Source organism: Neisseria perflava, assembly GCF_002863305.2.
In the GTDB taxonomy this organism is placed as follows: Bacteria; Pseudomonadota; Gammaproteobacteria; order Burkholderiales; family Neisseriaceae; genus Neisseria; species Neisseria perflava_A.
Map to the genome: position 1 here is coordinate 408,975 of NZ_CP136962.1, position 25,386 is coordinate 434,360.

Annotated in this window: 24 protein-coding genes; 13 read left to right on the forward strand and 11 right to left on the reverse strand. The window is 47.9% G+C overall.

Features of this window, described 5'->3' with window-relative positions; all coding sequences use genetic code 11:
- Positions 1-8: 8 nt before the first annotated feature.
- Together CYJ98_RS01845 and radA are read right to left on the reverse strand one after the other, a co-directional pair.
- Positions 9-815, reverse strand: a complete 807-nt coding sequence (locus CYJ98_RS01845) for a DUF4198 domain-containing protein (protein ID WP_049348317.1) — start codon at positions 813-815, stop codon at positions 9-11.
- Positions 816-967: 152 nt separating this feature from the next.
- The gene (gene radA, locus CYJ98_RS01850) at positions 968-2,344 is read right to left on the reverse strand and encodes a DNA repair protein RadA (RefSeq protein ID WP_070765374.1); all 1,377 of its coding nucleotides are present in this window, start codon (positions 2,342-2,344) and stop codon (positions 968-970) included.
- A 288-nt stretch (positions 2,345-2,632) separates the two neighbouring features.
- Here radA and CYJ98_RS01855 point away from each other — a divergent pair, with 288 nt between their 5' ends.
- The 3 genes from CYJ98_RS01855 to CYJ98_RS01865 are packed head-to-tail and all read left to right on the forward strand — an operon-like array spanning position 2,633 to position 6,681.
- Positions 2,633-3,757: a DNA cytosine methyltransferase gene (locus tag CYJ98_RS01855; protein WP_101755053.1), complete on the forward strand. Its 1,125-nt coding sequence runs from the start codon at positions 2,633-2,635 to the stop codon at positions 3,755-3,757.
- A complete protein-coding gene (locus CYJ98_RS01860; protein WP_101755054.1) occupies positions 3,754-4,791 on the forward strand; it encodes a restriction endonuclease PLD domain-containing protein in 1,038 nt (345 codons plus the stop codon). Before CYJ98_RS01855 ends, CYJ98_RS01860 begins: the two co-directional genes overlap by 4 nt.
- On the forward strand, positions 4,792-6,681 hold the full coding sequence (locus tag CYJ98_RS01865) for a Z1 domain-containing protein (RefSeq protein ID WP_101755055.1): 1,890 nt from the start codon (positions 4,792-4,794) through the stop codon (positions 6,679-6,681).
- A gap of 66 nt (positions 6,682-6,747) precedes the next feature.
- Here CYJ98_RS01865 and CYJ98_RS01870 read toward each other — a convergent pair whose 3' ends face one another.
- Positions 6,748-8,220, reverse strand: coding sequence for a S41 family peptidase (locus tag CYJ98_RS01870; RefSeq protein ID WP_101755056.1), 1,473 nt, complete (start codon positions 8,218-8,220; stop codon positions 6,748-6,750).
- Between the two features lie 215 nt (positions 8,221-8,435).
- Positions 8,436-10,331, reverse strand: a complete 1,896-nt coding sequence (locus CYJ98_RS01875) for a murein hydrolase activator EnvC family protein (RefSeq protein ID WP_101755057.1) — start codon at positions 10,329-10,331, stop codon at positions 8,436-8,438.
- A gap of 173 nt (positions 10,332-10,504) precedes the next feature.
- Between CYJ98_RS01875 and CYJ98_RS01880 the strand changes: the two genes are divergently transcribed.
- From CYJ98_RS01880 to CYJ98_RS01910, 7 genes are all read left to right on the forward strand, one after another.
- A complete protein-coding gene (locus tag CYJ98_RS01880) occupies positions 10,505-11,050 on the forward strand; it encodes a CreA family protein (RefSeq protein WP_101755058.1) in 546 nt (181 codons plus the stop codon).
- Between the two features lie 27 nt (positions 11,051-11,077).
- On the forward strand, positions 11,078-11,626 hold the full coding sequence (locus CYJ98_RS01885) for a YqgE/AlgH family protein (RefSeq protein ID WP_101755059.1): 549 nt from the start codon (positions 11,078-11,080) through the stop codon (positions 11,624-11,626).
- On the forward strand, positions 11,619-12,074 hold the full coding sequence (ruvX, locus tag CYJ98_RS01890) for a Holliday junction resolvase RuvX (RefSeq protein WP_101755060.1): 456 nt from the start codon (positions 11,619-11,621) through the stop codon (positions 12,072-12,074). The genes CYJ98_RS01885 and ruvX overlap by 8 nt, the downstream gene beginning before the upstream one ends.
- A 162-nt stretch (positions 12,075-12,236) precedes the next feature.
- Positions 12,237-12,659, forward strand: a complete 423-nt coding sequence (locus CYJ98_RS01895; protein WP_101755061.1) for a YidB family protein — start codon at positions 12,237-12,239, stop codon at positions 12,657-12,659.
- Between the two features lie 149 nt (positions 12,660-12,808).
- On the forward strand, positions 12,809-13,357 hold the full coding sequence (locus CYJ98_RS01900; RefSeq protein WP_003747319.1) for a carboxymuconolactone decarboxylase family protein: 549 nt from the start codon (positions 12,809-12,811) through the stop codon (positions 13,355-13,357).
- An 80-nt stretch (positions 13,358-13,437) separates the two neighbouring features.
- Complete coding sequence (locus CYJ98_RS01905; protein WP_101755062.1) at positions 13,438-14,529, forward strand: acyl-CoA dehydrogenase family protein; 1,092 nt, start codon at positions 13,438-13,440, stop codon at positions 14,527-14,529.
- Between the two features lie 83 nt (positions 14,530-14,612).
- Positions 14,613-14,783: a rubredoxin gene (locus tag CYJ98_RS01910; protein ID WP_003747315.1), complete on the forward strand. Its 171-nt coding sequence runs from the start codon at positions 14,613-14,615 to the stop codon at positions 14,781-14,783.
- A gap of 63 nt (positions 14,784-14,846) precedes the next feature.
- Here the strand turns inward: CYJ98_RS01910 and dapC are convergent, their stop codons facing one another.
- The 4 genes from dapC to CYJ98_RS01930 form a co-directional block, all read right to left on the reverse strand.
- On the reverse strand, positions 14,847-16,034 hold the full coding sequence (dapC, locus tag CYJ98_RS01915; protein WP_101755063.1) for a succinyldiaminopimelate transaminase: 1,188 nt from the start codon (positions 16,032-16,034) through the stop codon (positions 14,847-14,849).
- 121 nt (positions 16,035-16,155) lie between these two features.
- Positions 16,156-17,328: an NAD(P)H-dependent flavin oxidoreductase gene (locus CYJ98_RS01920; RefSeq protein ID WP_101755064.1), complete on the reverse strand. Its 1,173-nt coding sequence runs from the start codon at positions 17,326-17,328 to the stop codon at positions 16,156-16,158.
- A gap of 339 nt (positions 17,329-17,667) precedes the next feature.
- The gene (locus CYJ98_RS01925; RefSeq protein WP_003747310.1) at positions 17,668-18,348 is read right to left on the reverse strand and encodes an OmpA family protein; all 681 of its coding nucleotides are present in this window, start codon (positions 18,346-18,348) and stop codon (positions 17,668-17,670) included.
- 217 nt (positions 18,349-18,565) lie between these two features.
- A complete protein-coding gene (locus CYJ98_RS01930) occupies positions 18,566-19,441 on the reverse strand; it encodes a YoaK family protein (RefSeq protein WP_101755065.1) in 876 nt (291 codons plus the stop codon).
- A 160-nt stretch (positions 19,442-19,601) separates the two neighbouring features.
- Between CYJ98_RS01930 and CYJ98_RS01935 the strand changes: the two genes are divergently transcribed.
- From CYJ98_RS01935 to ileS, 3 genes are all read left to right on the forward strand, one after another.
- Entirely contained in the window at positions 19,602-19,991 is a 390-nt protein-coding gene (locus CYJ98_RS01935) for a hypothetical protein (RefSeq protein WP_101755066.1), read from the forward strand.
- 123 nt (positions 19,992-20,114) lie between these two features.
- Positions 20,115-21,041: a bifunctional riboflavin kinase/FAD synthetase gene (gene ribF / locus CYJ98_RS01940; RefSeq protein ID WP_101755067.1), complete on the forward strand. Its 927-nt coding sequence runs from the start codon at positions 20,115-20,117 to the stop codon at positions 21,039-21,041.
- A 138-nt stretch (positions 21,042-21,179) separates the two neighbouring features.
- The gene (gene ileS / locus CYJ98_RS01945) at positions 21,180-23,972 is read left to right on the forward strand and encodes an isoleucine--tRNA ligase (RefSeq protein WP_101755243.1); all 2,793 of its coding nucleotides are present in this window, start codon (positions 21,180-21,182) and stop codon (positions 23,970-23,972) included.
- 362 nt (positions 23,973-24,334) lie between these two features.
- On the opposite strand, the gene CYJ98_RS01950 is transcribed toward ileS, so the two are convergent.
- The 3 genes from CYJ98_RS01950 to CYJ98_RS01960 all read right to left on the reverse strand — a co-directional run bounded on the left by CYJ98_RS01950 (position 24,335) and on the right by CYJ98_RS01960 (position 25,384).
- A complete protein-coding gene (locus tag CYJ98_RS01950; protein WP_063068834.1) occupies positions 24,335-24,742 on the reverse strand; it encodes an MliC family protein in 408 nt (135 codons plus the stop codon).
- Positions 24,743-24,983: 241 nt separating this feature from the next.
- Positions 24,984-25,109, reverse strand: a complete 126-nt coding sequence (gene ykgO, locus CYJ98_RS01955; RefSeq protein WP_003685279.1) for a type B 50S ribosomal protein L36 — start codon at positions 25,107-25,109, stop codon at positions 24,984-24,986.
- Positions 25,109-25,384 (reverse strand): type B 50S ribosomal protein L31, encoded by a 276-nt coding sequence (locus CYJ98_RS01960; protein WP_049328620.1) that lies wholly within the window; start codon positions 25,382-25,384, stop codon positions 25,109-25,111. Before CYJ98_RS01960 ends, ykgO begins: the two co-directional genes overlap by 1 nt.
- Positions 25,385-25,386 lie beyond the last annotated feature (2 nt).

Consider the following 25,386-nt stretch of genomic DNA (forward strand, 5'->3'; position numbering starts at 1 on the left):
TGGAAAAATCAATGATGTGAATGGCCGATTTGGAAAGTCAAAGTGGTGTAGTTCGCCTGTTTTTGGCACACGCTTTGATCGGGGAAATCGGCTTTGTGTTCTACGCTGGCTTTCCAGAAACCTTGGCGCAATGGAATGATGCTGACTTCGCCTTTGTCATCGGTAGTATCGGAGAAGGCTTGGGCTTCGGTTTTATGGGTTTTGCTGCGGTCGCTGGTGTCGAAGCCGTCAAATGTGGCGGTAACGGTGGCGTTAGGCAGCGGCTCGCCATTGAAGAGGACGCGGACTTTGAAGCGTTCGCCGACGTGGACGTTGGCAGGGTTGTCTAAAGGAACGATTTCCAAATGTTGGCCGACTTGTTTGGTGATGATGGAGGTATCTGCGCTTTCGTGGCCGACATTGACGATGTTTTTACCAAACATTCTTGTTTGTTCGCAATAGCTTGCATCAGGCATTTCTTTGATGCTTGCCTGCTTCCAGCCCGCGCTGTTTTTTGACCAGAAAGTCGGTTGGTATTCGGCGGTTACCAAGTAGCTGCCGTCTTTGACCGGCAGTTTGCTGCGGTATTGGTAATTGTATGTGCCTTTTTGAATCATGTTTTCTTTGCCTTTTTCAGTCACCAGTTGCATGGGTTTGCTGAAAATGTGCAGGCGGTCTTTGGCGATCGGCTCAAGCTCAGGGAATTCGCCATAGCCTAATTCGGCTTCAAGGTATTCGCCGCCATGTGTGTGGGCGGTTTCAACCCAAACGCGATGGGCGTGTGCGGCAGTGCTGAACAGGAAGGCGGATGCGATAAGCAAAGCAGTTTTTTTCAAGATTTCTCTCCGATTTTCGATGTGTAGAAAAGATAGAATAAAATGGTTCGTTATAATATAACAAAATTATTTAAATTTAAAGAGAGGCCGTCTGAAAGTTTTCAGACGGCCTTTTAGATGATTGTTTTTTTGAATCAGATTATCGAAACGGTTTAATCCCCGTCACGACAAACGTCAATCGCTTCCTGCAAACTGCTGACGCCGTAGATTTTCAGGTTTGGAAATTCTTTGGCATTGCGTGGCATATTGGCTTTAGGAACGATGGCGCGTTTGAAGCCGAGTTTTTCCGCTTCTTTGAGCCGCTCTTGTCCGCGTGCGACAGGGCGGACTTCGCCGCTTAAGCCGATTTCGCCGAATACGACGGTTTTTTCGGGCATAGGGCGGTTGCGGAAGCTGGAGAGCATGGCGAGGATAACGGCGAGGTCGGCAGCAGGTTCGCCGATTTTGACGCCGCCGACGGCGTTGAGGAAGACGTCTTGGTCGAAGCAGGCAATGCCGCCGTGGCGGTTGAGGACGGCGAGCAACATGGAGAGGCGGTTTTGTTCGAGGCCGACGGTGAGGCGTTTAGGGGTAAAACCGTGTGCGTCATCGACCAATGCCTGAATTTCGACTAAAAGCGGGCGACTGCCTTCCTGCGTGACCAAAACACATGAGCCGGGTGTGTCGTCGCGGTAGCTGGCAAGGAAGATGGCGGACGGGTTGGATACGCCTTTCAAACCGTTTTCGGTCATGGCGAACACGCCCAATTCGTTTGCCGCGCCGAAACGGTTTTTGATGGCGCGTATCATACGGTAGTTGGAATGCTGGTCGCCCTCGAAATACAGCACGGTATCGACCATATGTTCCAGCACGCGTGGGCCGGCAATCGCACCGTCTTTGGTCACGTGTCCGACCAGTATCATGGCGATGCCCATTTGTTTCGCCATACGCGTCAGTTGGGCGGCACATTCGCGTACCTGCGACACGGAGCCGGGGGCGGAAGTGATTTGGTCGGAATACATGGTTTGGATGGAGTCGATGACGACGACTTCGGGCTGGTGTTGTTTCAAGGCTGTCTGAATCGCTTCCATGCGGATTTCGGCAAGCAGGTTCACGCCTTCGGTGGGCAGTTCCAAACGCTGCGCGCGCAGGGCGACTTGTTGGGCGGATTCTTCACCGGAAACGTACAGCACTTTGCGGCTTTGCGCCATTTTGGCGATGGTTTGCAACAGTAATGTGGATTTGCCGATGCCGGGGTCGCCACCAAGCAGGATGACCGCACCATCGACCAAACCGCCGCCCAATACGCGGTCAAGCTCGCCCATGCCGGTCGGGTTGCGCGGCACTTCGGTGGCGGTAACGGCGGAGAGGGATTGGACGGTTGAAGTGTCCGCCGCCCAAGATTGGAAACGGGCGTTTTTCGGCTCGGGCGCGGCAAGGCTTTCCTGAAGCGTGTTCCACTCGCCGCAATGCGGGCATTTGCCTTGCCATTTCGGGGAAGTGCCGCCGCATTCGGAACATTGGTAGATGGTTTTGGGGGCTTTTGCCATGATGTTTTCCCTATGGGATTTTTGAAGTGTGAAAAGGTCGTCTGAAAACTGATATCGTTTTCAGACGACCTTGGGATTATGAATACTTTATTTATAATTTCAAGTATTCATGACTGGTTTAATGCAGCGGCATTTGCTGTTTTTTGCGGCATAATAGGAAAAATTTACATGGAAGTTTTAGAAAAATGATTTTATTTCAAAATAACGATGGTAAGTTTGCCTTGCCTAGTTCTCTATTAAAATCCCTTCAAGGGTTTTTATCAAATGTATACATAGGAGTGAAATCCTATGTCATCTAAAAAAATCTCAAAGTTTAATTCATCTGACAAGAAACCCAGAATTCTATCTCTATTTTCAGGATGTGGAGGTTTAGATTTGGGTTTTCACCAAGCTGGTTATGAAACTGTTTGGGCGAACGATTTTTCCCATTGGGCTTGCGAAAGTTTCCGTAAAAATATTGGCGATGTCATTGTAGAAGGCGATATTGAACAAATAGATCCTAACGATCCAACTATTCCCGATTGCGACATCATTTTAGGCGGATTCCCTTGCCAAGATTTTTCCATGATTTGGAAACAGCCGGGCCTAGAGGGTGAGCGTGGCAATCTTTATAAAAGCTTTTTACGTTTTGTAAATGCAAAAAAACCAAAAGTCTTTGTTGCTGAGAACGTAAAAGGTTTGTTGACTGCCAACAAGAAAAAAGCCATCCAGCAAATTATTACCGATTTTGAAAATTGCGGTTATTACGTTCAGGCGAAGCTATATAACTTTGCAGAATTTGGCGTACCTCAATTTCGTGAACGTGTGCTGATTGTAGGAGTACGTTTAGATACAGGATTTGATTTTCGCCATCCAGAACCAACGCATAATGAAACTGGCGAAAATGGTTTAAAACCATATGTAACTGCTGGTCAAGCGATATCTAATATTCCACAGAATGCCAGTAATAATGAATTGCTGAAAATCAGCGATAAAACACGCCGTATGTTGGACTTAATTCCTGAAGGTGGCAATTTTACCGATATTCCCAAAGATCATCCTTTATATGTAAAAGGTATGATTAGCCACGTTTATCGTCGTATGCATCGAGACGAGCCGTCAAAAACAATTATTGCAGCAGGTGGTGGTGGCACTTGGGGCTACCATTTTCCTGAACCGCGTGCCTTTACTAACCGTGAACGCGCAAGGTTGCAAAGCTTTCCTGATGATTTTGAATTTGTCGGCTCAACAACCGAAGTACGCCGTCAGATTGGTAATGCTGTCCCGCCTCAAGGAGTGGTTGAACTGGCAAAAAGCATTTTACCGATTTTTTCAGGCAACTATGAGAAAGTAGATTTGCATGAGAAATTGGTCGCAGAAAAAGAAATTTTGTTTCATGACCGATTAAGCAAAATTCGAGGGGGAAAACAATGAATACAGTTTTTTCCAATATCGCCAATGCCAAAATCACTGAAAAATCACTTAATGCGGTTTGGATGGATTTATTTAAATCAGCGGATGAAGTGTTGATGGCGACTGGTTATGTATCTAATGACGCAGTGGTTGAGTTACATAAAATCTTGGAGCTAAATGATCATATTCAAAAAATAGATTTATTGGTCGGAATGCATTATTTGGAAGGTTTTAGCCGTTTGCAATACGACAGCTTGTGTAGACTGAACCAATTTTTGCTGCATGAAAACAGAGGAGCGGTCTATATTTCTCCCTTTGTAAAATTTCACGGCAAAATGTATGCCTTCAAAAATCAACAACAAATTAATGGATTAATTGGCTCTGCGAACTTAACGTGTTTTTGGGATAGCACGGAACGTACTTATGAAACTATGTTACATTTGAACGGTGAGCCTGCACAGATTTTGCAGGCAAATATTCAAAGCACCATTCATAAGCTAGGCAAAAATATCCAAGAAGTTGAGAGACCGAGTAAATTTATTGAACATAACAGCCATTTAGAAAATTGTTTGGGTGTGCAAAAAATTGCACCAGAAAAGATTCGGCAATTATTTGCCCAAACGTCAAAATATAATTTCTCTATTCCAGCTAAAACCGAAGAAAAAAGTAATTTGAATGTATTTTTTGGAGAGGGGAGGCGAGATAAACGGGGTTTTATTAAACCAAGACCTTGGTATGAAGTAGAGTTGATTGTATCCAAAAACATCACTTCAAAAGAAGGTTATCCGATTCTGAAGTCTTTTACAGTTATTACCGATGATGGTTGGCAATTTCAATGTAGGACATCGGGTGACTATTCTAAAAATTTTCGCTCAGAAAATGATTTGAAGACACTTGGCAAATGGATTAAAGGTCGCTTGGAAAGTCGTGGCTGCCTGCAAAATAACGAGAAAATTACGCATGAAACCTTACACCAATACGGCAACGATCATTTTGAATTTCGTTCAACTGACAACCCTAATGTCTGGCTACTCTCATTTAAGGGAAAATACTAAATGCTAAAAACCTACTTGAATCAATTAACCCCGCCTGAATTGGCTGATTCCGTAAGAAAAACCGTTGATGGTTTTATGGAAAAATTTAAACAAACTGAGCGGAAAATCGCCCAAAATGTTTTATTGTTAGGCAATGTTCAAAGTGGCAAAACGGCGCAGGTTTTGGGCGTATTAAGCGCGTTGGCTGACGATGGCGATCATAAAGTTTTTCTGTACCTCACCACCGATAGCGTAGATTTACAGGATCAAACAGTCAAACGAGCCAAAGCCAATCTGAAAAACTTTATCGTATTGTCTGAAGTTGACGACCGAAGTTTTATGGAAGTAATGAAAGCAAAAAATCCCATCTTGGTCGTTATTAAAAAGAATGCCCGTGTATTGAGACGTTGGCGCAATCTGTTTGCCAGTCAAAGTAGCCTGAAAGGCTATCCTTTGGTCATTGTGGATGATGAAGCAGACGCAGCTAGTTTAAATACCAATGCAGATAAGCCCGATAAAGATGCTAGCACCATCAATAAACTATTAAATGACATCAAAAATTCCTGCTGTCAAAGCCTGTTTATCCAGTTGACTGCCACACCTCAATCGCTTTTGTTGCAACACGAAGCATCCGATTGGCAACCTGAATTTATCCACTTCTTTGAAGCAGGCGAAAAATACATCGGTGGCAACTTTGTCTTTTCTGACCCACCTAGCTATATCGTTCGTTTTATTGATAGTGAATTGGATGATATGAAAGACAAGAGTGGTGAAATTGCTGAAGGGGTAAAACAGGCATTGCTTAGTTTTCTAATAACCTGTGCAGAATTCGCGCTATGTGATAAAACTAACTGCAATTTTGCACTACATCCAAGCTATAAAATTCAAGACCATCAAGCTTTTTCACAGAAAATCAGAGCCTTTTTGAATGATTTGGTGCAAGCAATTAATAACGGGGAAGATCTTTCAGGCAGCTTTAAAGAAAGTTATTTGGATTTGCAAAAGACCAAGCCCGATATTCATCACTTTGATGAAATATACGAAAAATTGACTACACTTTTGGAGAAAAGGCAAATCTGTACCCTTGTCGTTAATTCGCAGACAGAAGCAGATTTTGACTTGGAAAAAGGTTTCAACATCATTATTGGTGGTAATGTGATTGGTCGTGGCTTGACTATTCCAAAACTGCAAACAGTTTATTACAGTCGTACAGCTAAAAAACCTAATGCAGATACTTTTTGGCAGCATTCGCGCATTTTTGGATATGACCGAGATAAATCATTGTTACGGCTTTATATTCCGTCTGATGTCTATCATTTCTTTGTTCAACTCAATCAGGCCAACAATCTGATTATTGAGCAGGCAAAAAAATCAGATGGCAATATTCAGGTTATTTACCCGAAAAACATCAATCCGACCAGAAAGAATGTATTAAAAGCTGATAGTATCAATCAAATGGTTGGTGGTGTAAATTACTTTCCACTTCGTCCGAATGAGAATAACTTGTTGGCTATAAACGGTATTCTTCCATCTGTTTTGATAGATAAGGTGCAATCTGATTTGTATCAAATAGACATAGAAGATCTATTCTTGATTTTAGATAAGCTTGGTAATTATGTACCTGATGACTGGGATAAGGAAAAATTTATTGCCGGCATAGAAGCATTAAAAACGCAACGTCCAACTTTTAAAATCTATGTTTTGGTTAAAACAGGACGTAATCTTTCTCGATCAACAGGCACAATGCTCTCGGAAGAAGACCGCAAATTAGGAGAAAGATATCCCAATGATTTATTCCTTACACTTTATCAAGTAGTAGGAAATAAAGATAAAGGTTGGCAGGGCGAAAATTTTTGGTTGCCTAATATTAAGTTGCCATATAAGGGACTGGTGTATTGGGGAGTGAAATAACATAGAAAAGGCCGTCTGAAAACAGGAAAGTTTTCAGACGGCCTTTTTTATTGAGAAAGAACAGGTTTATTTTTCGCTGTCTTTATCTGCATCTTTTTTCGGCGCAGGTTTTTTCGCTGCCAAGCCTAAAGATTTTTGCCATTCGGCTGGATTTTTCACCAAGTCCAAGGCTTTACGGAGTTGATCGTCTTTGGCCGGATTTGGAATGCGGCGGCTGGAGATGTCTTCGTCTTTGTCTTTTTTGGACTTGTCTTTATCGGCTTTGGTTTCTGCGTTGGCAGGCGTCTCGTTGCTGCTGTTGACGTCTTGGCCACCCAACGGATTGCCGATATGGCCGACCAAATCGGCTTCACGGCTTTCAAAGGCACGGTCTTTATCTTTGACTTCAACGTCAGGAACAATGCCTTGTGCCTGAATCGAGCGGTCGTTTGGTGTGTAATAAAGGGCAGTGGTCAGTTTGACTGCGCTGCCGCCGGAAAGCGGAATCAGGGTTTGCACTGAGCCTTTGCCGAAACTTTGTGTGCCGACGACGACGGCACGTTTGTGGTCTTGCAATGCGCCGGCAACGATTTCGGAAGCGGAGGCCGAGCCTGCGTTAATCAGGACGGTCATAGGAATGGTTTTCAGCTCGGCAGGCAATCCGGCCAACGGGTCTTTGCCGCTGGTGGTGATGTAGTCTTCGGCAGTTGCTTTGAGAACCATGCCTTCTTTTTTGTTGCGGCCTTTGGTGCTGACAACGGTTACGTCAGGCTGCAGGAAGGCTGCGGATACGCCGACTGCACCGTTGAGCAGGCCGCCCGGGTCATCGCGCAAGTCGAGGATGATGCCTTTGAGCGGGCCTTTGTTTTCTTTGACGAGGGCTTGTGCGGCTTCGTTGAGCGCGGCAACGGTGCGCTCTTGGAATTGGGAAACGCGGATGTAGCCGTAGTCTTTTTCAAGCAGGTGATGGCGCACGCTTTTGACTTTGATGATGGCGCGGGTCAGGTTGACGACGATGGGTTTGTCGGCATTTTTGCGTGAAAGGGTCAGGGTGATTTTGGTACCCGGTTTGCCGCGCATTTTTTTGACGGCTTCGCTGACGGTCAGGCCGCGGGTAGAGGTATTGTCGATTTTGACGATGAAGTCGCCGCTTTTCACGCCTGCGCGTTCTGCCGGAGTGTCTTCAATCGGGGCAACGACTTTGACGAAGCCGTCTTCTTGTCCGATTTCCATGCCCAAGCCGCCGAATTCGCCGCTGGTGGACTCTTTCATTTCGGCATAGCCTTTTTTGTCCATATACTCGGAATGCGGATCGAGATCGGACACCATGCCTTTCATTGCGCCTTCAAAGAGCTCGGCGTCGGGTTTGTCTTGGTAATAGTTGGCTTTGATTTGGCCGTACACTTCTGCCATGGTGCGGATGGTTTGCACGGGCAGGGCCTCGTTGTCTTTTTTGTCTTTTTCGGCGGCAAAACTTTGTACACTCAGACTGAGGGCGATGCCGCTAAATGCGCCGAGAGTGTAGATTGCAACTTTTTTCAAAGTAGATTTTGTTGACATTCGTTTGACTTTCTTTTTGTGTACGGTAAGCAAAGTGGTTTTTGTTTTCTCTGAACCCGTTGACTTTATGTGATTTAAACGCTTGGAACAATAAGTTTAAGGTAAAAGTTTGTTGTTTAATGTGCTGAACAGGCGTGAAAATCGTGTTTTATTGTAGTTTATGATGAAATTCAGACGGCCTAAAAGGGGAAAACTCACTCAGGCCGTCTGAAACATCAGTTAATCCATGAAAGCGGATTCATGACTTGTCCGTTGTAGCGGACTTCAAGGTAAAGGCCGGTTTCGCCCGACGGCAAAGTGCCGCTGGTACCAATCTTGCTGCCGGCATTGACGGCGTAGTTTTGGGCGGTGTCGATTTCGTTCAGACCGGAGTAAATGCTGACATAGCCGTCGCCGTGGTCGAGGACGACTACTTTGCCGTAGCCTTCAAGCTCGCCGGCAAAAGTAACTGTGCCTGAGGCAATGCTGCTGACCGGAGCCGGAACGGTATTGTAGAACACGCCTTTCCAAACTTCGCCATCGCCGCGGTCTTGACCAAACAGGCCTGCCAGTGTGCCGTTAACCGGTTTTTTCAGACGGCCTTGCATACGGCTGAAGCTGTTGGCGTTGCTGACGGTCAAGCCTTGGGTATTTGGGGCTTGCAGTTTCATGTCTTCGTCAGTCAGCGTGGACATGGCGGCGCGTTCGGCTTCGGCTTTTTGTTGGGCGGCAGCCTGCTCTTTGCGGGCTTTTTCAGCGGCGGCCAAACGCGCTTCGGCGGCTTTTTTACGCGCTTCGGCTTCGGCTTTGCGTTGCTCGGCTTTGCGTTTTTCCAAATCTTTCAAGAGATTGTTGAGGCGCTGCTCGTTTTCTCTGTGGTTGATTTTCTTTTGTGCTTCTTTGGCCATTTGCGCGTTTTGACGGCGGCTTTCGGCTTGTTCGGCGGTATTGGTCACGCCTTGTTGGCGCAATGAAGCTTGGATATTGGCTTGCAGTTTTTTCAGGTAAGCCAATTCATTGTTGATTTTTTGCTCTTGCGCTGCCAGCTCTTTTTGTTGTTTTTCCAAGTCTCTCATGACTTGGTCGTTGGCGTTGTTGATATAACGCGTGTAACGCAGGAAGCGGGTTTTTTGACCGGCATCGGCGTTTTTCAGGAAGAGGGCAACCGCGTTGGGCTGGCTGTTTTTATAGTTGCCGGACACAAAGCGCGAAATTTGGGCGCGCGTGTTGGAAACTTCGGCTTTTAACTGGTTGGCATCGGCATTGAGTTTTTGGAATTTTTCCCATGCATCGCGTTGTTTGCGGTTGATGCCGGAGAGGTTGTTGCGTGTTTGTTGCAGCTGTTTGAGCGTGGCATTGACATGGATAATGAAACCCTCGTTGCGTTTGGCAAAGGATTTTTTGGTTTCCATATCGTTGGCGGCGGCAGTTACGGCTGCTTTGAAATCGTTGTCGGCTGAAGAAGTGGCTTTAGGCTCAACTTTAGGCTCGGCTTTTTTGTTTTGCTCTTTGGCTTTTGTGTCTTTTTTGTCGTCAACAGCTTTTTTTGCAGGCTCTTTAGCTTCGGCCTTTTTGTCTTCGGCTGCTTTTTTTACTGGCTCTTTGTTTTTTTTGCCGTCTTTTTTATCCTCGGCCACTTTTTTAGCAGGTTCTTTGGCTTTAGTTTCCTTAGGTTCTTCTTTTTTTACGGGTTCTTTGGCTTTGCTGTCTTTTTTATCTTCAGCAGTTTTTTTGTCTTGTTCTTTGGCTTTGCCGGATTTTGCAGCTGCGGCTTTTTTGTCTTTTGCTGTTTCTTTAGGCTCTTCGGCTTTACGGTTGGCCTTTTTATTGTCGGCAGCGGATTCGGCGGCTTTAGCCGGTTTGTTTTTGGCTGAAGCGCGTTCGTTTTTGTCGGCGGTTTCCTTCTCTTTGGATGCTTTGGCTTTAACCGCTTTTTTATCTTCCTCTTTTTCTTTTACGGCTTGTTTTTTTGGGGTTTCTTTTTTGACATCCGCCTTAGCGGCTTCTTTCTCTTTTTTCACGGGCGCAGCTTTTCTGACGGCGGCCGCTTTTTCTTTCGGCGCGTCTTTGGCGGCATAGGTTGGCAGGGAGAAGCTGAGCAACAGGGCGAGAATGAGGGGTTTGTAACGCATGGTTCGATCTTGCTATCAAAGTAGGAACAATAGGACGGATTATACTGTCTGTCAGGCCGTCTGAAAATAATATTGGGTTGCAATATGGACGAACGGTCTTATATAGTAATGATGGAGTAGGCGGATATGATTCTGCTTGCCTGGAAACTGACAGTCTGCATCGACGGGATATTATGAAAAAATATTTATTAGTAGTGTTGGGCGCCATGGTTTTGGCGGCTTGCGGTAACGATACCGATAAAATCGGACGCGCCAGTACGGTGTTTCATATGCTGGGTAAAAACGACCGTATCGAAGTGGAAGGTTTTGACGATCCTGATGTGCAAGGGGTTGCCTGTTATATTTCGTACGCGAAAAAAGGTGGTTTGAAAGAAACGGTCAATCTGGAAGAAGATGCCAGCGACGCATCAGTTTCCTGCGTGCAAAGTGCGGAAGTCATCCGTTATAACGAGGCTGCGGTTTTGAAACCGCGACAAGTGTTCAAACGCAGTGCCAGCATAGCATTTAAGAGCCAACAGATTATCCGCTACTACGATCCGAAACGTAAGTCTTTCGCTTATTTGGTGTACAGCGATAAAATCGTTCAAGGCTCGCCTAAAAACTCTTTGAGCGCGGTATCGTGTTTTGCCCATGCGAAAACCGATACGCCGGTACCGGCAGGCGGCGCGGTTTACGGTGCATGCGTGGTGGACGCGCCGGTTAATGACGGACAAAAATAATAAAATCAGCTTATAGATTAAAAGAATATGAATTTAGCCAACCATTTCCTGATTGCCATGCCTAATATGGACGATCCGTTTTTTACGGATACGGTCATTTATGTGTGCGAACACGATGAAGAAGGTGCGCTGGGCATCATCATCAACAAGCCTTCGCCGATTACCATGGACATGATTTTTGCCGCCGCCGACCGCAATATCCCGTTGCGTCTGCAACATGAAAACGTGATGATGGGCGGGCCGGTTCAGATTGAGCGTGGCTATGTCGTGCATACGCCGATCGGTCGCTGGCAAAACAGCATGGTGGTAACTGATAATGTGGCGTTGACTTCTTCGCGCGATGTAATTGAAAACTTGTCTAAAGAAGGTGCGGTGGACAAGGCTTTGATCAGTATTGGTTATTCAAAATGGGGCAAAGGGCAGTTGGAGCGCGAGCTGGCAGAAAATGTTTGGTTGACCGTCCCTGCGGACGAGCATATTCTTTTTGATGTGCCATACGAACTTCGTTATGCCGCCGCTTTTGAAAAATTGGGCGTTAATCCGAACGCCTTGGTTTCAGGAGTCGGCCATGCCTGATGCACCAAAAGGTACGGTTTTGGCCTTTGACTTCGGCGAGGCGCGTATCGGCGTGGCGCAGGGCGATGCCGAGTTGGGTATGACCCATCCGCTGGCAACGGTAACCGGCAACAGCAATGATGAAAAATTCGAGGCCATTGCCAAGCTGGTCAAAGAATGGCAACCCAAGTATTTTGTGGTCGGCCTGCCGACGCATACCGACGGCACGGAGCATGAGCTGACCCGTTTGAGCCGCAAGTTTGGCCGCCGTTTGCACGGACGTTTTAATTTGCCGGTTTATTGGGTGGACGAAAGGATGTCTTCCCTATACGCGGAAAGCCTGCTTGCTGAAGCCCGAGTTTTTGGTCGAAAACAAAAATCCGTGCTTGACCAAGTAGCCGCACAGGCGATTTTGCAAGGCTTTTTTGAAGGTGGCGCGGCCGAGTTTTTCAATGGCCGCGAAGAATAGCGTTATTTATCATAAAGGCCGTCTGAAAATGGGTTTCAGACGGCCTTTGTTTTGTTACGGCTTTGGGATAAAAGAGGTTTAGTTTGGTTAAGCCTAATTTTTTCAGCACAAATTTTGCTACACTCCGTTTTCTTTTTTAGACACAAATACAAGGAAAAAGTTATGGCACTCATGGACAATCTTTTGAATGCGGCTACTCAAATGTTGGGTGGCAACAGCGAAAACGGCGCACAAGGTTCTCTGACCGATATGGCGATGGATTTGGTGAAACAGCAAGGCGGCGTGGGCAACCTGATCAACCAACTGCAACAAGGCGGTTTGGGCGATGCCCTGAGCAGCTGGATTTCCAACCAATCCAGCAACCTGCCTGTGTCCGGCAGCGACCTGCAAAATGCTTTGGGTAGCGATACGGTAAACCAAATCGCGCAAAAATTCGGCGTGGATGCCGGCCAAGCAGGCGATTTGTTGGCAAAAGTATTGCCTGACTTGGTCGATAAAGCCACACCTAACGGCACGGCTCAAGATGCGGATGGCTTCGGATTGGACGACATCGCTTCTATGCTGCTGAAAAACTTTATAAAATAATGAGTTGAATTGTTATGATAAGGCCGTCTGAATCCGTTCGGACGGCCTTATAACTTTTGGTTTACGGTAAATAACCAATTAATCTTTTTCTAACAAAAACGAATGGCTTATCATGCCCACTTCGTTTTATTACAAAAAAGGTCATAAAGATGTCACGTTTAACCATACACACAGTCGAAACCGCTCCTGAAGCCGCCAAACCACGCGTTGAAGCTGTATTGAAAAACAACGGCTTTATTCCTAACCTGATCGGCGTTTTGGCCAATGCGCCGGAGGCTTTGGCGTTTTATCAAGAAGTCGGCAAAATGAATGGTGCCAACAGCCTGACTGCCGGCGAAGTCGAAGTTATTCAAATCATTGCCGCGCGCACCAATGAATGCGGCTTCTGCGTTGCCGGCCACACCAAACTGGCAACCTTGAAAAAACTGCTTTCCGAACAATCCATTAAAGCTGCGCGCGCGTTGGCTGCAGGTGAGTTTGACGATGCCAAACTGAGTGCTTTGGCGACATTCACCCAAGCCGTTATGGCGAAAAAAGGCGCGGTATCCGACGACGAGCTGAAAGCATTCTTTGATGCCGGTTACAACCAACAGCAAGCCGTTGAAGTCGTTATGGGCGTTGCTTTGGCAACCTTGTGCAACTACGTCAACAACCTTGCCAAAACCGAAATCAACCCTGAATTGCAGGCATTTGCCTAATCCCATCAAAGGCCGTCTGAAAATTCAGACGGCCTTTCTTAAAAGAACTCAATATCGCCAAAATATCCAGAGGAAAAAAAATGACACGCGAAGCTTTACTGAACAATGTTGCCGAACTCGTTAAAAGCAAATTAAAACCATTGGTGGACGACATCGACCGCAAAGGCCTGTACCCGAAAGAATTTATGCTGGAATTGGGCAAAATCGGCGGTTTTGCCGCGACCGGTACGGTTGAAGAAGGCGGCAACGGTTTGGGTTTGGCAACGCAAATCGCCGTATTGCGCGAAATCGGTAAAGAATGCGGCGCGACTTCGTTCAGTGCATGGTGTCAGGCGGCTTGCGCGTGGTATCTGCACCAATCCCCCAACCAAGCGGTTAAAGACAAATATTTGGCCGATATTCTGCAGGGCAAAGTTTTGGCCGGTACGGGCATGTCCAATACCGTCAAACACCTTGCCGGTATCGAAAAACACAACCTGCAAGCCGAGCGTGTCGAAGGCGGCTACAAAATCAACGGCGCTTTGCCTTGGGTATCCAATATCGGCGAAGACCATATTTGGGCAAATACCGCCCAAATCGGCGACAGCTATGTGATGTTTATCACCGGCGGCCAATGGGAAGGCGTTACCCTGCAAAACTGTCCTGAGTTCTGCGGTTTGGAAGGTACGCGCACTTACAGCCTGAATTTTAAAGACGTGTTTATTCCCGATGAGGATGTGATTGCTACGCCTGGGCAGTTCCAGTCTTATATCCCGACCATTAAAGCCGGTTTCATTCTGCTGCAAATGGGTATCGGCGCCGGTGTAATTGACGGTGCGCTCGGCATTATCCGCATGGCCAATGTGGTGAACGCAGAAGTAAACTCATACCTCGACCACAGCTACGATGAATTGAAAGCCGCTTTGGACGGCGCATGGGCGGAAACCGAACGTCTTGCCGATGATGCGTGGAACAATAAACCCGATACGCTGGCAACCTTGAAACTGCGTGAAGCGGCTGCCGTATTGGCACTGAACGCCACTCAATCTGCCGCATTGCATGCAGGCGCGAAAGGCTATCTGATGCGCAGTCCGGCGCAACGCCGCGTCCGCGAGGCCATGTTTGTCGCCATCGTAACACCGGCCATCAAACACCTGCGTAAAGAAATCGCCGCTTTGGAAGCAGCGCAATAAATTCAAAATATCAACAATAAGACACACGAAAGGCCGTCTGAAATACGGTTTCAGATGGCCTTTCAAAATGGAAGGAACACCAAATGGCTCAATATATGTGCGGCCCTTGCGGCTGGATTTACGATGAAGATGTCGGCGACCCCGAACACGGCCTGCCGGCAGGTACCAAGTTCGAAGACATCCCCGACGACTGGAAATGCCCTGAATGCGGCGTAGGTAAAGAAGATTTCTACCTTCTGGACTTCACCATATAAATTATCCGATTATTTAATAAAAAGGCCGTCTGAAGTTTCAGGCGGCCTTTGTTTGCTTAATCGTCAGCAGTAGAGCGAAACAATGGTTTCAGCCGCTTTGACACAGCTTTCCACGTCGGCAACCAAAGCGATGCGGACGTAGCCTTCTCCCGGATTACCTTGTTCGGTATCGCGGGCGAGGAAGCGGCCGGGCAACACTTGGATAGCGGCTTTCTGCCACAGGTTGCGCGTAAATGCCAAGTCGTCGCCGTCGGGAACTTTCAGCCAAATGTAGAACGATGCGTCTGGCAGTTTGACATCGAATGCCTGTTGCAAAATCGGAATGACGCGGTCGAATTTTTCTTGGTAGAGGCGGCGGTTGGCAATGACGTGTTCTTCATCGTTCCAAGCGGCAATGCTGGCGCGTTGGACGGGAATGCTCATCGCGCTGCCGTGGTAGGTGCGGTAGAGCAGGAAGTTTTTGAGCAACTCGGCATCGCCTGCGACAAAGCCGGAACGCAAACCGGGGACGTTGGAGCGTTTGGACAGGCTGGTAAACATCACGATGTTGTGCGTGCCGCGACCTAATTGGGCCGCAGCCTGCAGGCCGCCGATCGGCTTGTTGCCGTCAAAATAGATTTCGGAATAGCATTCGTCAGAGGCAATAACGAAGCCGTATTTGTCTTGCAAATCAAAAATTTCTTTCCAGTCTTCTAATTGCAGGACGCTGCCGCTCGGATTATTTGGCGAGCAGACGATCAGGACTTTGGTGCGCTGCCATACGTCTTCGGGCAGGCTGCTCCAATCGGGGTTGAAACTGGGCGCAGGACAGTTGGCAAAATGGATTTCGCCGCCGCCCAAAATAGTTGCGCCTTCGTAAATTTGATAGAACGGATTGGGGCTGATAACGACCGGTTTTGGGGCGTCTGAAGCTGGATTTAAAACGGTTTGGATAAAAGAGAACAAAGCTTCCCGGCTGCCCAATACGGGCAGGATTTCATTGTCGGGATTGAGGCTCAAACCATCATAACGGCGGGCCACCCATTCGGCGCAGGCTTGGCGCAGTTCGGGCAGGCCTGCGGTCAGCGGATATTTTTCCAGTTCGTGCAGGGAGGCGGTCAGCGCGTCGGTGATGACTTTGGGTGTCGGATGTTTCGGCTCGCCGATTTGCAGATGAATGGGCGTTACGCCTTCGGGTGCATCAATGCCTTGCATGGCTTCACGCAGGCGGGCGAAAGGATAGGGTTTGAGATGGTTCAATAATGGGTTCATGATGTTTCTGCCGATAAATTCAGGCAATAATCTTAGCATTTTTTAGATGGATTGGGACAAAAAGGCCGTCTGAAAACAGGGTTTAAATGTTTTTCAGACGGCCTTTTGAATATTGATGCGTTTATTTGGCAGGGATGACGGGCAGGGAACCGTTCAAGAGATAATGAATGGTTTCTTGAACCGTACGGATGGCGTTGCCAAACGGCAATGGGTCTTTGCCGCGGAAAAACAGGCCTTTATCGACTTCACCGCGGAATGCCGCGGAAAGTTGGATGTCGATACAGAATTGACCGGCTTTGGCCAAACCGTCACGCAAACCGCAGCTGGTCAGGCAGTTCAGGCCTTGTGTGCAACGGCGCGGATCGTTTTTGGCATTGGCTTGCAATTTGGCTTCGCGTTTGATGTAGTTGTCGAGGAATTTGGTGCGCACGCCGCGAGCAGGCAAACCGGCAACAGACATGAATTCAACCACTTTTTCGGTTTCCGCACCGGCCAGCGTTTTCTTGAAGTTGATGTGGGCATCGCCTTCTTCGGTCACGGCAAACGCGGTACCGATTTGAACGGCGGACGCGCCCCAGTTTTTCAAGGCTGTTTTGACTTTTTCAAAGTTTGCCATGCCGCCGGCGAGTACCAACGGGATTTTTTCGCTTTCCAAGCCCAAGTTTTTGAATACTTCAAATGTTTCTTCAATAACGCGTTTGAACTCGAATTTGGCATCGTTCACGCCGTCAACGGTTGCCGCACCCAAGTGGCCGGCTGCGTGGGCTGGGTGTTCGATAACGATGGCATCGGGCAAAACGCCTTTTTTCATCCAACGTTTCAAAACGATATTGATACCGCGTGACTCTGACAAAATAGGGAAAAGGGCAACATCTTTGTGGTAGCCCTCGGCCATTTCAGGCAGATCCAAAGGCAAACCTGCACCCATCACAATCGCGTCTGCGCCGGATTCACAGGCCTGACGGACGTAGGCGGCATGGTCTTTTACGGCTTTCATGACGTTGACGGCAATCATGCCTTTGCCTTCTGAATCGGCTTTGGCTTTTTTGATTTCACGGTCAAGCGCGATGCAGTTCAGGCGGGTGTATTTTTCTTCGCTGGAATCGATTTTTGATTCGGCCAGCAAATCTTCGTGCAAGTGGCGCAAATCGACGCTGGCGATGGTACCTACGCCGTTTTCGCGCGCAACCGCGCTGGAGAGTTTTGATGCGGAAACGCCTACACCCATACCGCCTTGTACAACGGGAATCAGTGATTTGCCACGGATAATCAATGGGTCAAAGTTGTTTTGCATGGATGCTCCTTCATAGATTCTGGATGGTGCCGTCTGAAATCCTATGAAATGGATTGGATAACGGACTGATGTGTATATCAATAAGTGTGTTTTTCGCCACCGTTTTTCAGACGGCATGAGGCGTGTTTTTAAAATTTTAGGAATTATACTCTAAGTTAGTGTAAAAATTAGAGTATTAATACAGTTTTTTTGAAGGAAAAATTGAAAAGTCTTGTTAATAAAGGAATAAATTTTATGATGGGTTGGATTGAGGGGGAAAATTGCAAACAAAATCTACAAAGAAAAAGGCCGTCTGAAATTTCAGACGGCCTTAAGTATGGGAATCAGACAGATGTCGGATTACATTTGTTTTTTAGCGGCATCAATGGCGCGTTGGTCAGGGTTGATCAAGATTTCAACGCGGCGGTTTTGTGCACGGCCTTCAACAGTAGCGTTGGAGGCGATTGGTTGACGGGAGCCGTAACCGAAAGTGCTCAAACGGGTGCTGCTTACGCCACGTGATTGCAGGAAGGTGGCAACAGATTCGGCGCGGTTGCGAGACAATGGTTCGTTGATGGCGTCGTTACCGGTATTGTCGGTGTGGCCATTGATGGTCAAAGTGGTGTCAGGATATTGAACCAAAGTTTGCGCAGCGGCAGACAGGGCGCTTTGAGCTTGGCCGCTCAAGGCAGCGCTGCCGGTAGCGAAGGTTACGTTTTCAGGCATAACCAGTTTAATTTGGTTGCCTTGACGTTCAACTTCGATGTTGGTATTGGCCAAGCTTTGACGCAGTTTTTTCTCTTGGTAGTCCATGTAACCGCCGATACCGGCACCTACTGCACCACAAGCCAATGCGGAGTTACGCGCGCCTTTACCGCCGTGGGTCAGCGCACCAACAATGCCGCAAACAGCCGCACCGCCCAAACCGTACATAGCGGTTTTGCTGGCGGATTGTTGGCCGGTAACAGGATCAGTTACACAGCCGGTGAGCGCCAAAGGAATTGCAGTGGCAATAACGGTCAGGGGTTTCAAGAATTTCATGTCGTATCCTCTTTTTAGATGACGGCACGGGCCGTCTGAAAAAATGAATAAAAACCGCGTGGGTCATTACGGATTTATGATACCCAATATCTGAAACGCAAAAGAACGGGTTTAACCCGATATTACGCAAATATTTGCCAGTTAACATAATACTGAAACATTTCTGCATTTTTCTGACTATTTAGCCGTTTTGCCGCCCGATAAAAAGCAGGTTTCTTTACGATTTCTTCCGTTTTTTCTTTTTACGGCGGTACCAGTTGACGAATGCCCATTTCAATCTGACCTTGACATCGTATCCCACTGAACCTGCACCCAGTATGAGCAAAACGGCGGAAACGGGCAGGGCGAAATGATGGCCGACTAGATGATAACCCCATGCGCCAACCACGCCGCCCAGTAAAAACGACAGCATCAAACCACTTAAAAGCCACATTTTCGGTTTGTTGACGCGGACGTGCGGCAGGCGCGGATGATGTTGTTTGGAGTAATAAAGCGCGCGTGAAATTTCAATGCCCAAGTCGGTCGCCGTACCGGTCATGTGGGTGGAGCGGATGGCGCCGCCGGAAAGAAGCGTGATAACCGTATTGTGCATGCCCATAATAAAACACAATAAAAACAATGCCAAAGACGGCATAATAAAATCAGAGCCGCCAAAATCCCATTCCATCGCGGCAATACCGAACCAACCGAATATCAACAGATAAACTGCTTCCAGCCACATGGAAAATCCAAAGCTGCCACGGAAACGCATCTGCTGCGTCCATAAAATCACCCAGCCCGAATGCGCGGCACCGGCAACAAAACACAACACGCTGATTGTGGCAATAATGGCCACACTCCACTCTTGAAGATACAAAACATCTGCCAACAGCGACATTGAGCCGGTAACGTGGGAGGTATAACGTGAGAATGCGAAGTAACCGCCGGCATTAATCGCTCCGGCAAGAAAGGCCATGATGTAGCCCAGCCGTCTGAAACGGGCATCGGAAATATTGTGTTCGTGCAGGTACGGGCGGTCAGCCTGCCAAAACGGCGGCGTGTGTTGCCTATGGTGGCGCAATCGGTAGGAGTGGGGCGGTTTGTCAGCGTTCATTGAGTGGGTTTGGAGTTAAACATTCATACAGGGTGTATTTTATATGCAACTGTCTGCCGATAAGAACAAATAATCTAAAGTGTTCCCAAGTTGCCACACTTGCCCATTACACAATGAGGGCGTACATTAATAGAAAGATATAAACATAAGGAAACATCCGATGAATCCTCTCCATCTGACCTTATTGTTTGGCGCCGTTGCATTGCTGGCCGCCTGCGCCACCACGCCCGAGCAAAAAGCCGCACGCGCCCAAGCGCAGAAACGCTATGAGCAAGATCTTCAAGTACATCTTGCCGGCCAATGCGATCAGGAAACTGCCGCGCTGATCCGCCGCAAATTTGACGAAGAAGGCAAACCCGGTGCTGTAACTGCGGAGCAAAAAGTCTTCCGCCTCAAATATATCGACAAAGTTTCCGATCCGATGTTCCAAGCCTGCTACAAAATGGCATGGCAAAACTATATTTCCCAAGAGCAGCTGCGCGAAGCCCGCTACTATCGCTATTACGATGATTGGGGCTATCCGTTTGGCCGTTATCCTTGGTGGTGGTAAAGCATTAACAAACTTTAGGGCCGTCTGAAAGCATATATTTATTGGTTTCAGACGGCCTAAGGTTTATTGAAACGGCAATAACGTTTACAATAGCCGCCTATTCAAACACACTACCCACCACCCATGAACATCTGGCTTGGACAGCGACATCCGCCCCAATTTCCGCAAGGAGCCGCCGTAACCATCGGCAACTTCGACGGCGTACACCTCGGGCACAAACATATCCTGCAAAAACTCAAACGAGAGGCAGACCAGCGCGGTCTGCCTGTTGTCGTTGTTGTTTTTGAGCCTCAGCCCAAAGAATTTTTTGCGCGCAAAGCCGGGAAAAAGCTGCCTTACCGCATCAGTCCGCTGCGTACCAAATTGCGCCTTTTGCGTGAAACCGGCTGCGTGGATGCCGTTTGGGTCTTGCGTTTTAACCAAGCTTTCTCCGATATGAGCGCACAAGCGTTTATTGACCAGCTTTTGCGCCAAACGCTCAACACGCGTTATTTGTTGATTGGCGACGATTTCCGTTTCGGTGCCGGCCGTGAAGGTTGTTTTGAACTCTTGGCACAACAGCCCGATATGCAAACCGAGCGCACGCCGTCCGTTATCGTTGAAGACATCCGCACCAGCAGTACTGCCGTCCGCCAAGCCCTTTCAGACGGCAAGTTGGAATACGCCAAAAGACTGTTGGGCCATGATTACGTTTTAAGCGGCAAGGTCAAACACGGACAAAAACTCGGCCGCACCATCAACGCGCCTACCGCCAATGTCCAGCTTCCTCCGTATCATTATGCGCTAAGCGGCGTATTTGTCGTTGAAGCAGACGGCACATTCGGCTCGCGCCGAGGCGTGGCCAGCTTTGGTTTTAACCCCACTGTCAGCAACAATCGTTCGCAAAAGTTGGAAGTCCACCTGTTCGATTTCAACGGCGATTTGTACGGACAACGCATCTTCGTCCGCTTCCTGCACAAACTGCGTGATGAGAAAAAATTTGAGAGTATCGAGGCATTGAAAACCCAAATTTTGCAAGATATGGAAGATGCGAGGGTTTGGGAAGCATAGAAACGCTTCTAGAAGCTTATAAAATCAAGACAATTGGGCTACAATAAGTCCTTTGAATTTTTTCAGACGGCCTGTTCTTTTCAAAATGAGCAATCAGGCCGTCTGAAACCGAAATACCGCAACAATAGAGATCAAAAAATGACCGATTACAGTAAAACCGTAAACCTGCTCGAGAGCCCGTTTCCAATGCGTGGCAATCTTGCCAAGCGCGAGCCTGCATGGCTGAAAAGCTGGTACGAGCAAAAACGCTACCAAAAACTGCGCGAAATCGCCAAAGGCCGTCCGAAATTCATTCTGCACGACGGTCCTCCGTATGCCAACGGCGACATCCACATTGGTCATGCCGTCAATAAAATTCTCAAAGACATCATTATCCGCAGCAAAACCCAAGCCGGTTTTGATGCGCCTTATGTACCGGGTTGGGACTGCCACGGTTTGCCTATCGAAGTGATGGTAGAAAAACTGCACGGCAAAGACATGCCTAAAGCCCGTTTCCGCGAATTGTGCCGCGAATACGCCGCCGAACAGATTGCCCGTCAGAAAAAAGACTTTATTCGCTTGGGCGTGCTGGGCGACTGGGACAATCCTTACCTGACCATGGATTTCAAAACCGAAGCCGATACCGTGCGTATGCTCGGCGAAATCTACAAATCCGGCTATCTCTACCGTGGCGCGAAACCTGTTCAATTCTGCTTGGACTGCGGCTCTTCATTGGCCGAAGCGGAAGTGGAATATAAAGACAAAGTATCACCTGCGATTGACGTTGCCTATCCGTTTAAAGACACCGCCGCGCTTGCCGCCGCATTTAGTTTGTCCGGCATCGAAGGCAAAGCGTTTGCCGTCATCTGGACAACCACGCCTTGGACTTTGCCTGCGAGCCAAGCTGTTTCAGCTGGCGCAGACGTGGTGTATCAACTGATTGATACGCCTAAAGGCAAATTGGTATTGGCTAAAGATTTGGCAGAAGATGCGCTCAAACGTTACGGCTTTGCTTCAGACGACCTGAAAGTATTGGCAGAAACCACAGGCGACAAGCTGGAAAACCTGCACATGAATCATCCGTTCCTCGAACGCGATATTCCCATGCTCAACGGCGACCATGTGACCACCGATGCCGGTACGGGTTTGGTACACACCGCCCCCGCACACGGTTTGGAAGACTACGCTGTCTGCAATAAATACGGCATCGAGCTTTACAACCCTGTCAACGCCGAAGGCAAATACATCAGCGAAATACCTCGTGTTGCTGGTATGCGCGTTTGGGAAGCGAATCCCGTCATCCTGCAATGGTTGGAAGAAACCGGAAACCTCTTGGCAAGCAGCAAAATCGAACACAGCTACGCACACTGCTGGCGTCACAAAACGCCGTTGATTTACCGTGCGACCGGCCAATGGTTTGTCGGTATGGACAAAGCCGGTACAGACGGTAAAACCTTGCGCGACAAAGCCATCAAAGCCGTTGATGACACCGAATTCTTCCCGTCATGGGGTCGTGCGCGTTTGGAAGCCATGATTGAAGGCCGTCCTGACTGGGTGGTTTCACGCCAACGCTATTGGGGCACGCCGATGACTTTCTTTGTTCACAAAGAAACCGGTGAGCTGCATCCAAACTCTGCTGAGTTGTTGGAAAAAGTTGCCCAAAAAATCGAAGAAAAAGGCATCGAAGCATGGTTCTCTTTGGATAAGAGCGAACTCTTGAGCGCGGAAGATTGCGAAAATTACGACAAACTTTCCGATACCATGGACGTATGGTTCGACTCCGGCTCGACCCATTATTCCGTCTTGAAACAACGCGAAGAATTGGAATGGCCGGCTGACTTGTACCTCGAAGGCAGCGACCAACACCGCGGCTGGTTCCAATCGTCCATGCTGACCGGTTGCGCCTCATCAATGGGTCGTGCACCATACAAACAGCTGCTGACCCACGGTTTTGTGGTTGACCAAAACGGCCGCAAAATGTCGAAATCCATCGGCAACGTCGTCGCACCGCAAGAAGTCTATAACGAGTTCGGCGCAGACATCCTGCGTCTGTGGGCAGCATCCACCGATTACAGCGGCGAATTGGCGATTTCTAAAGAAATTCTTAAGCGCGTAACTGAAAGCTACCGCCGTATCCGCAATACCCTGAGCTTCCTGTTTGCCAACCTCAGCGACTTCAATCCTATTGAAGATGCCGTGCAACAGGCAGACATGGTGGAAATTGACCGCTACGCCGTGGTATTGGCACGTCAGCTGCAAGAGCGTCTGGCAGGAGATTACTATCCGCGTTATGCCTTCCACTTTGCCGTAAAAGACATTGTTTCTTTCTGCTCGGAAGACTTGGGCGCGTTCTACCTCGATATCCTGAAAGATCGCCTCTACACCACCAAAGCAGACAGCCATGCTCGCCGCAGCGCGCAAACTGCCCTGTATCACATCACACGCAGTTTGGTTCTGCTGATTGCTCCGATTTTGTGCTTTACCGGCGAGGAAGCATGGGACATTATCGGCGGCGGCGAAGAAGACAGCGTCCTCTTCCACACATGGCATGAGTTTCCATCTATCAATGAAAAAGCCGAAGCCGAATTGGTGAAAAAATGGACGGCAATCCGAGAAGCCCGCGAAGCAGTAACCGCCGCCATCGAGCCTCTGCGTACGGATAAAACCGTCGGTTCTTCATTGCAAGCCGAAACCGAAATTACGGCTCCGGAAGAAATTGCCGATTATCTGAACACTTTGGGCGAAGAATTGCGTTTTGCTTTGCTGGTGTCTAAAGCAGAAGTGAAAGTAGGTGATGAACTTGCTGTAACCGCCAAAGCCAGCGATGGTGAAAAATGCGAACGCTGCTGGCACTACACCCACGATGTGGGCACAGTTGCAGGCCATGAAACCATCTGTAAACGTTGTGCCGATAACGTTGACGGTAAAGGCGAAGACAGGCATTACGCTTAATTGTTTGGTCTAAGATAAAGGCCGTCTGAAAACTTTGAAAATAGGTTTTCAGACGGCCTTTGTTTTCGTATAGCGAATAGATTTTGAAGGGTAATTGGGATTTGTAGTTTTGATAAATAGAGATAGTCAGTATAGGTATAGTGGATTTGACGTATATTGAGAAATATATTCTCGTAGAAAGCACTTTTCAAAGGGTCTTACTTATCCGTGGAGTATGGACGTATTTTGAACCTTCAAATAGCCTCATATTTGCATTTTCTCATTAAACGGAAACTATATTTCTCTTTCGTTTTATCCAATATAAAAGGCCGTCTGAAACAAGTTTTCAGACGGCCTTCAGCTATTCTATTGCTAAGTAAAAATTAGCGGGCAGAGCAAGAAGTTTCTACTTTGTTGCCGTATGGGTCAGTGAAGCCGAAGAATGCTTCGCTGCCTTTTTGATGCCATTCAGCGCCTTTGCCGAACAGACCTTGGTTGGCAACATAGCGTTCGCCTGAACCTGCAACGGCAGAAGACAGGGTAGCAACTTTGTCATCCAGACGCAGTTCAACTTGGTTGGTGCTCAGGTTGCGGACTTGTACAGACAGGCCGTTTTCGCAGTTGAATGATTGAACACGGCCATGGTTGTGCATGTCATGATGTTGGTGGCCATGTTCGTGTGCATGATTGTGCTCATGACGTTGACCATGGTCATGGCGATGGGCTTCAGGTGCGGCACAGGCAGCGAGGCTCATGGCGGCGGCAATTGCAAGCAGGGCTTTTACTTTCATTTTTGACTCCTATGGTCAGTGTTGAAGGAAGAATGTAGCGGCATGTTATAAATATCTTTATGGCTTCACAATAGGGATAACCATTATTTACTTTTTCTTCCTGTTTTTGGGAGTATGGCAGGATTCTTTGTAGTTTTGATATGAATGATTAATGCCGTTTGAAAAAAAGCCGCACTTGCGCTAGAGGTAAACGAAAGTGCGGAAAATTCAGAGAGTTACATTGAAATATAGGTTGGGCCGCTTAACGCTGGCGTGCTTTAAAGCGGGGGTTGCTCTTGCAAATGACGTACACTTTGCCTTTTCGGCGGACAATTTGGCAGTCGCGGTGTCGTTTTTTTGCAGTTTTCAGGGATGAGAGGACTTGCATTATTTATCCTTTCTGAAAGAAGACATCATGGATTGGTAACGTTGGTTGAACTTGCTGGCGCGGCCTTCGATATTGACGTTGCGTTGTTTGCCTGTGTATACGGGGTGGGACGCGGAAGAGGTATCAAGAGAGAAGAGGGGATACTCTACTCCGTCTTTCCAAACCATGGTTTTTCCGTGGGTATTGGCACATGAACGGATGAGCCATCCTTGGTCTGCGCCGCTGTCGTAAAACAGGACGGTACGATAGTTGTCTGGGTGGATATCAGGTTTCATTT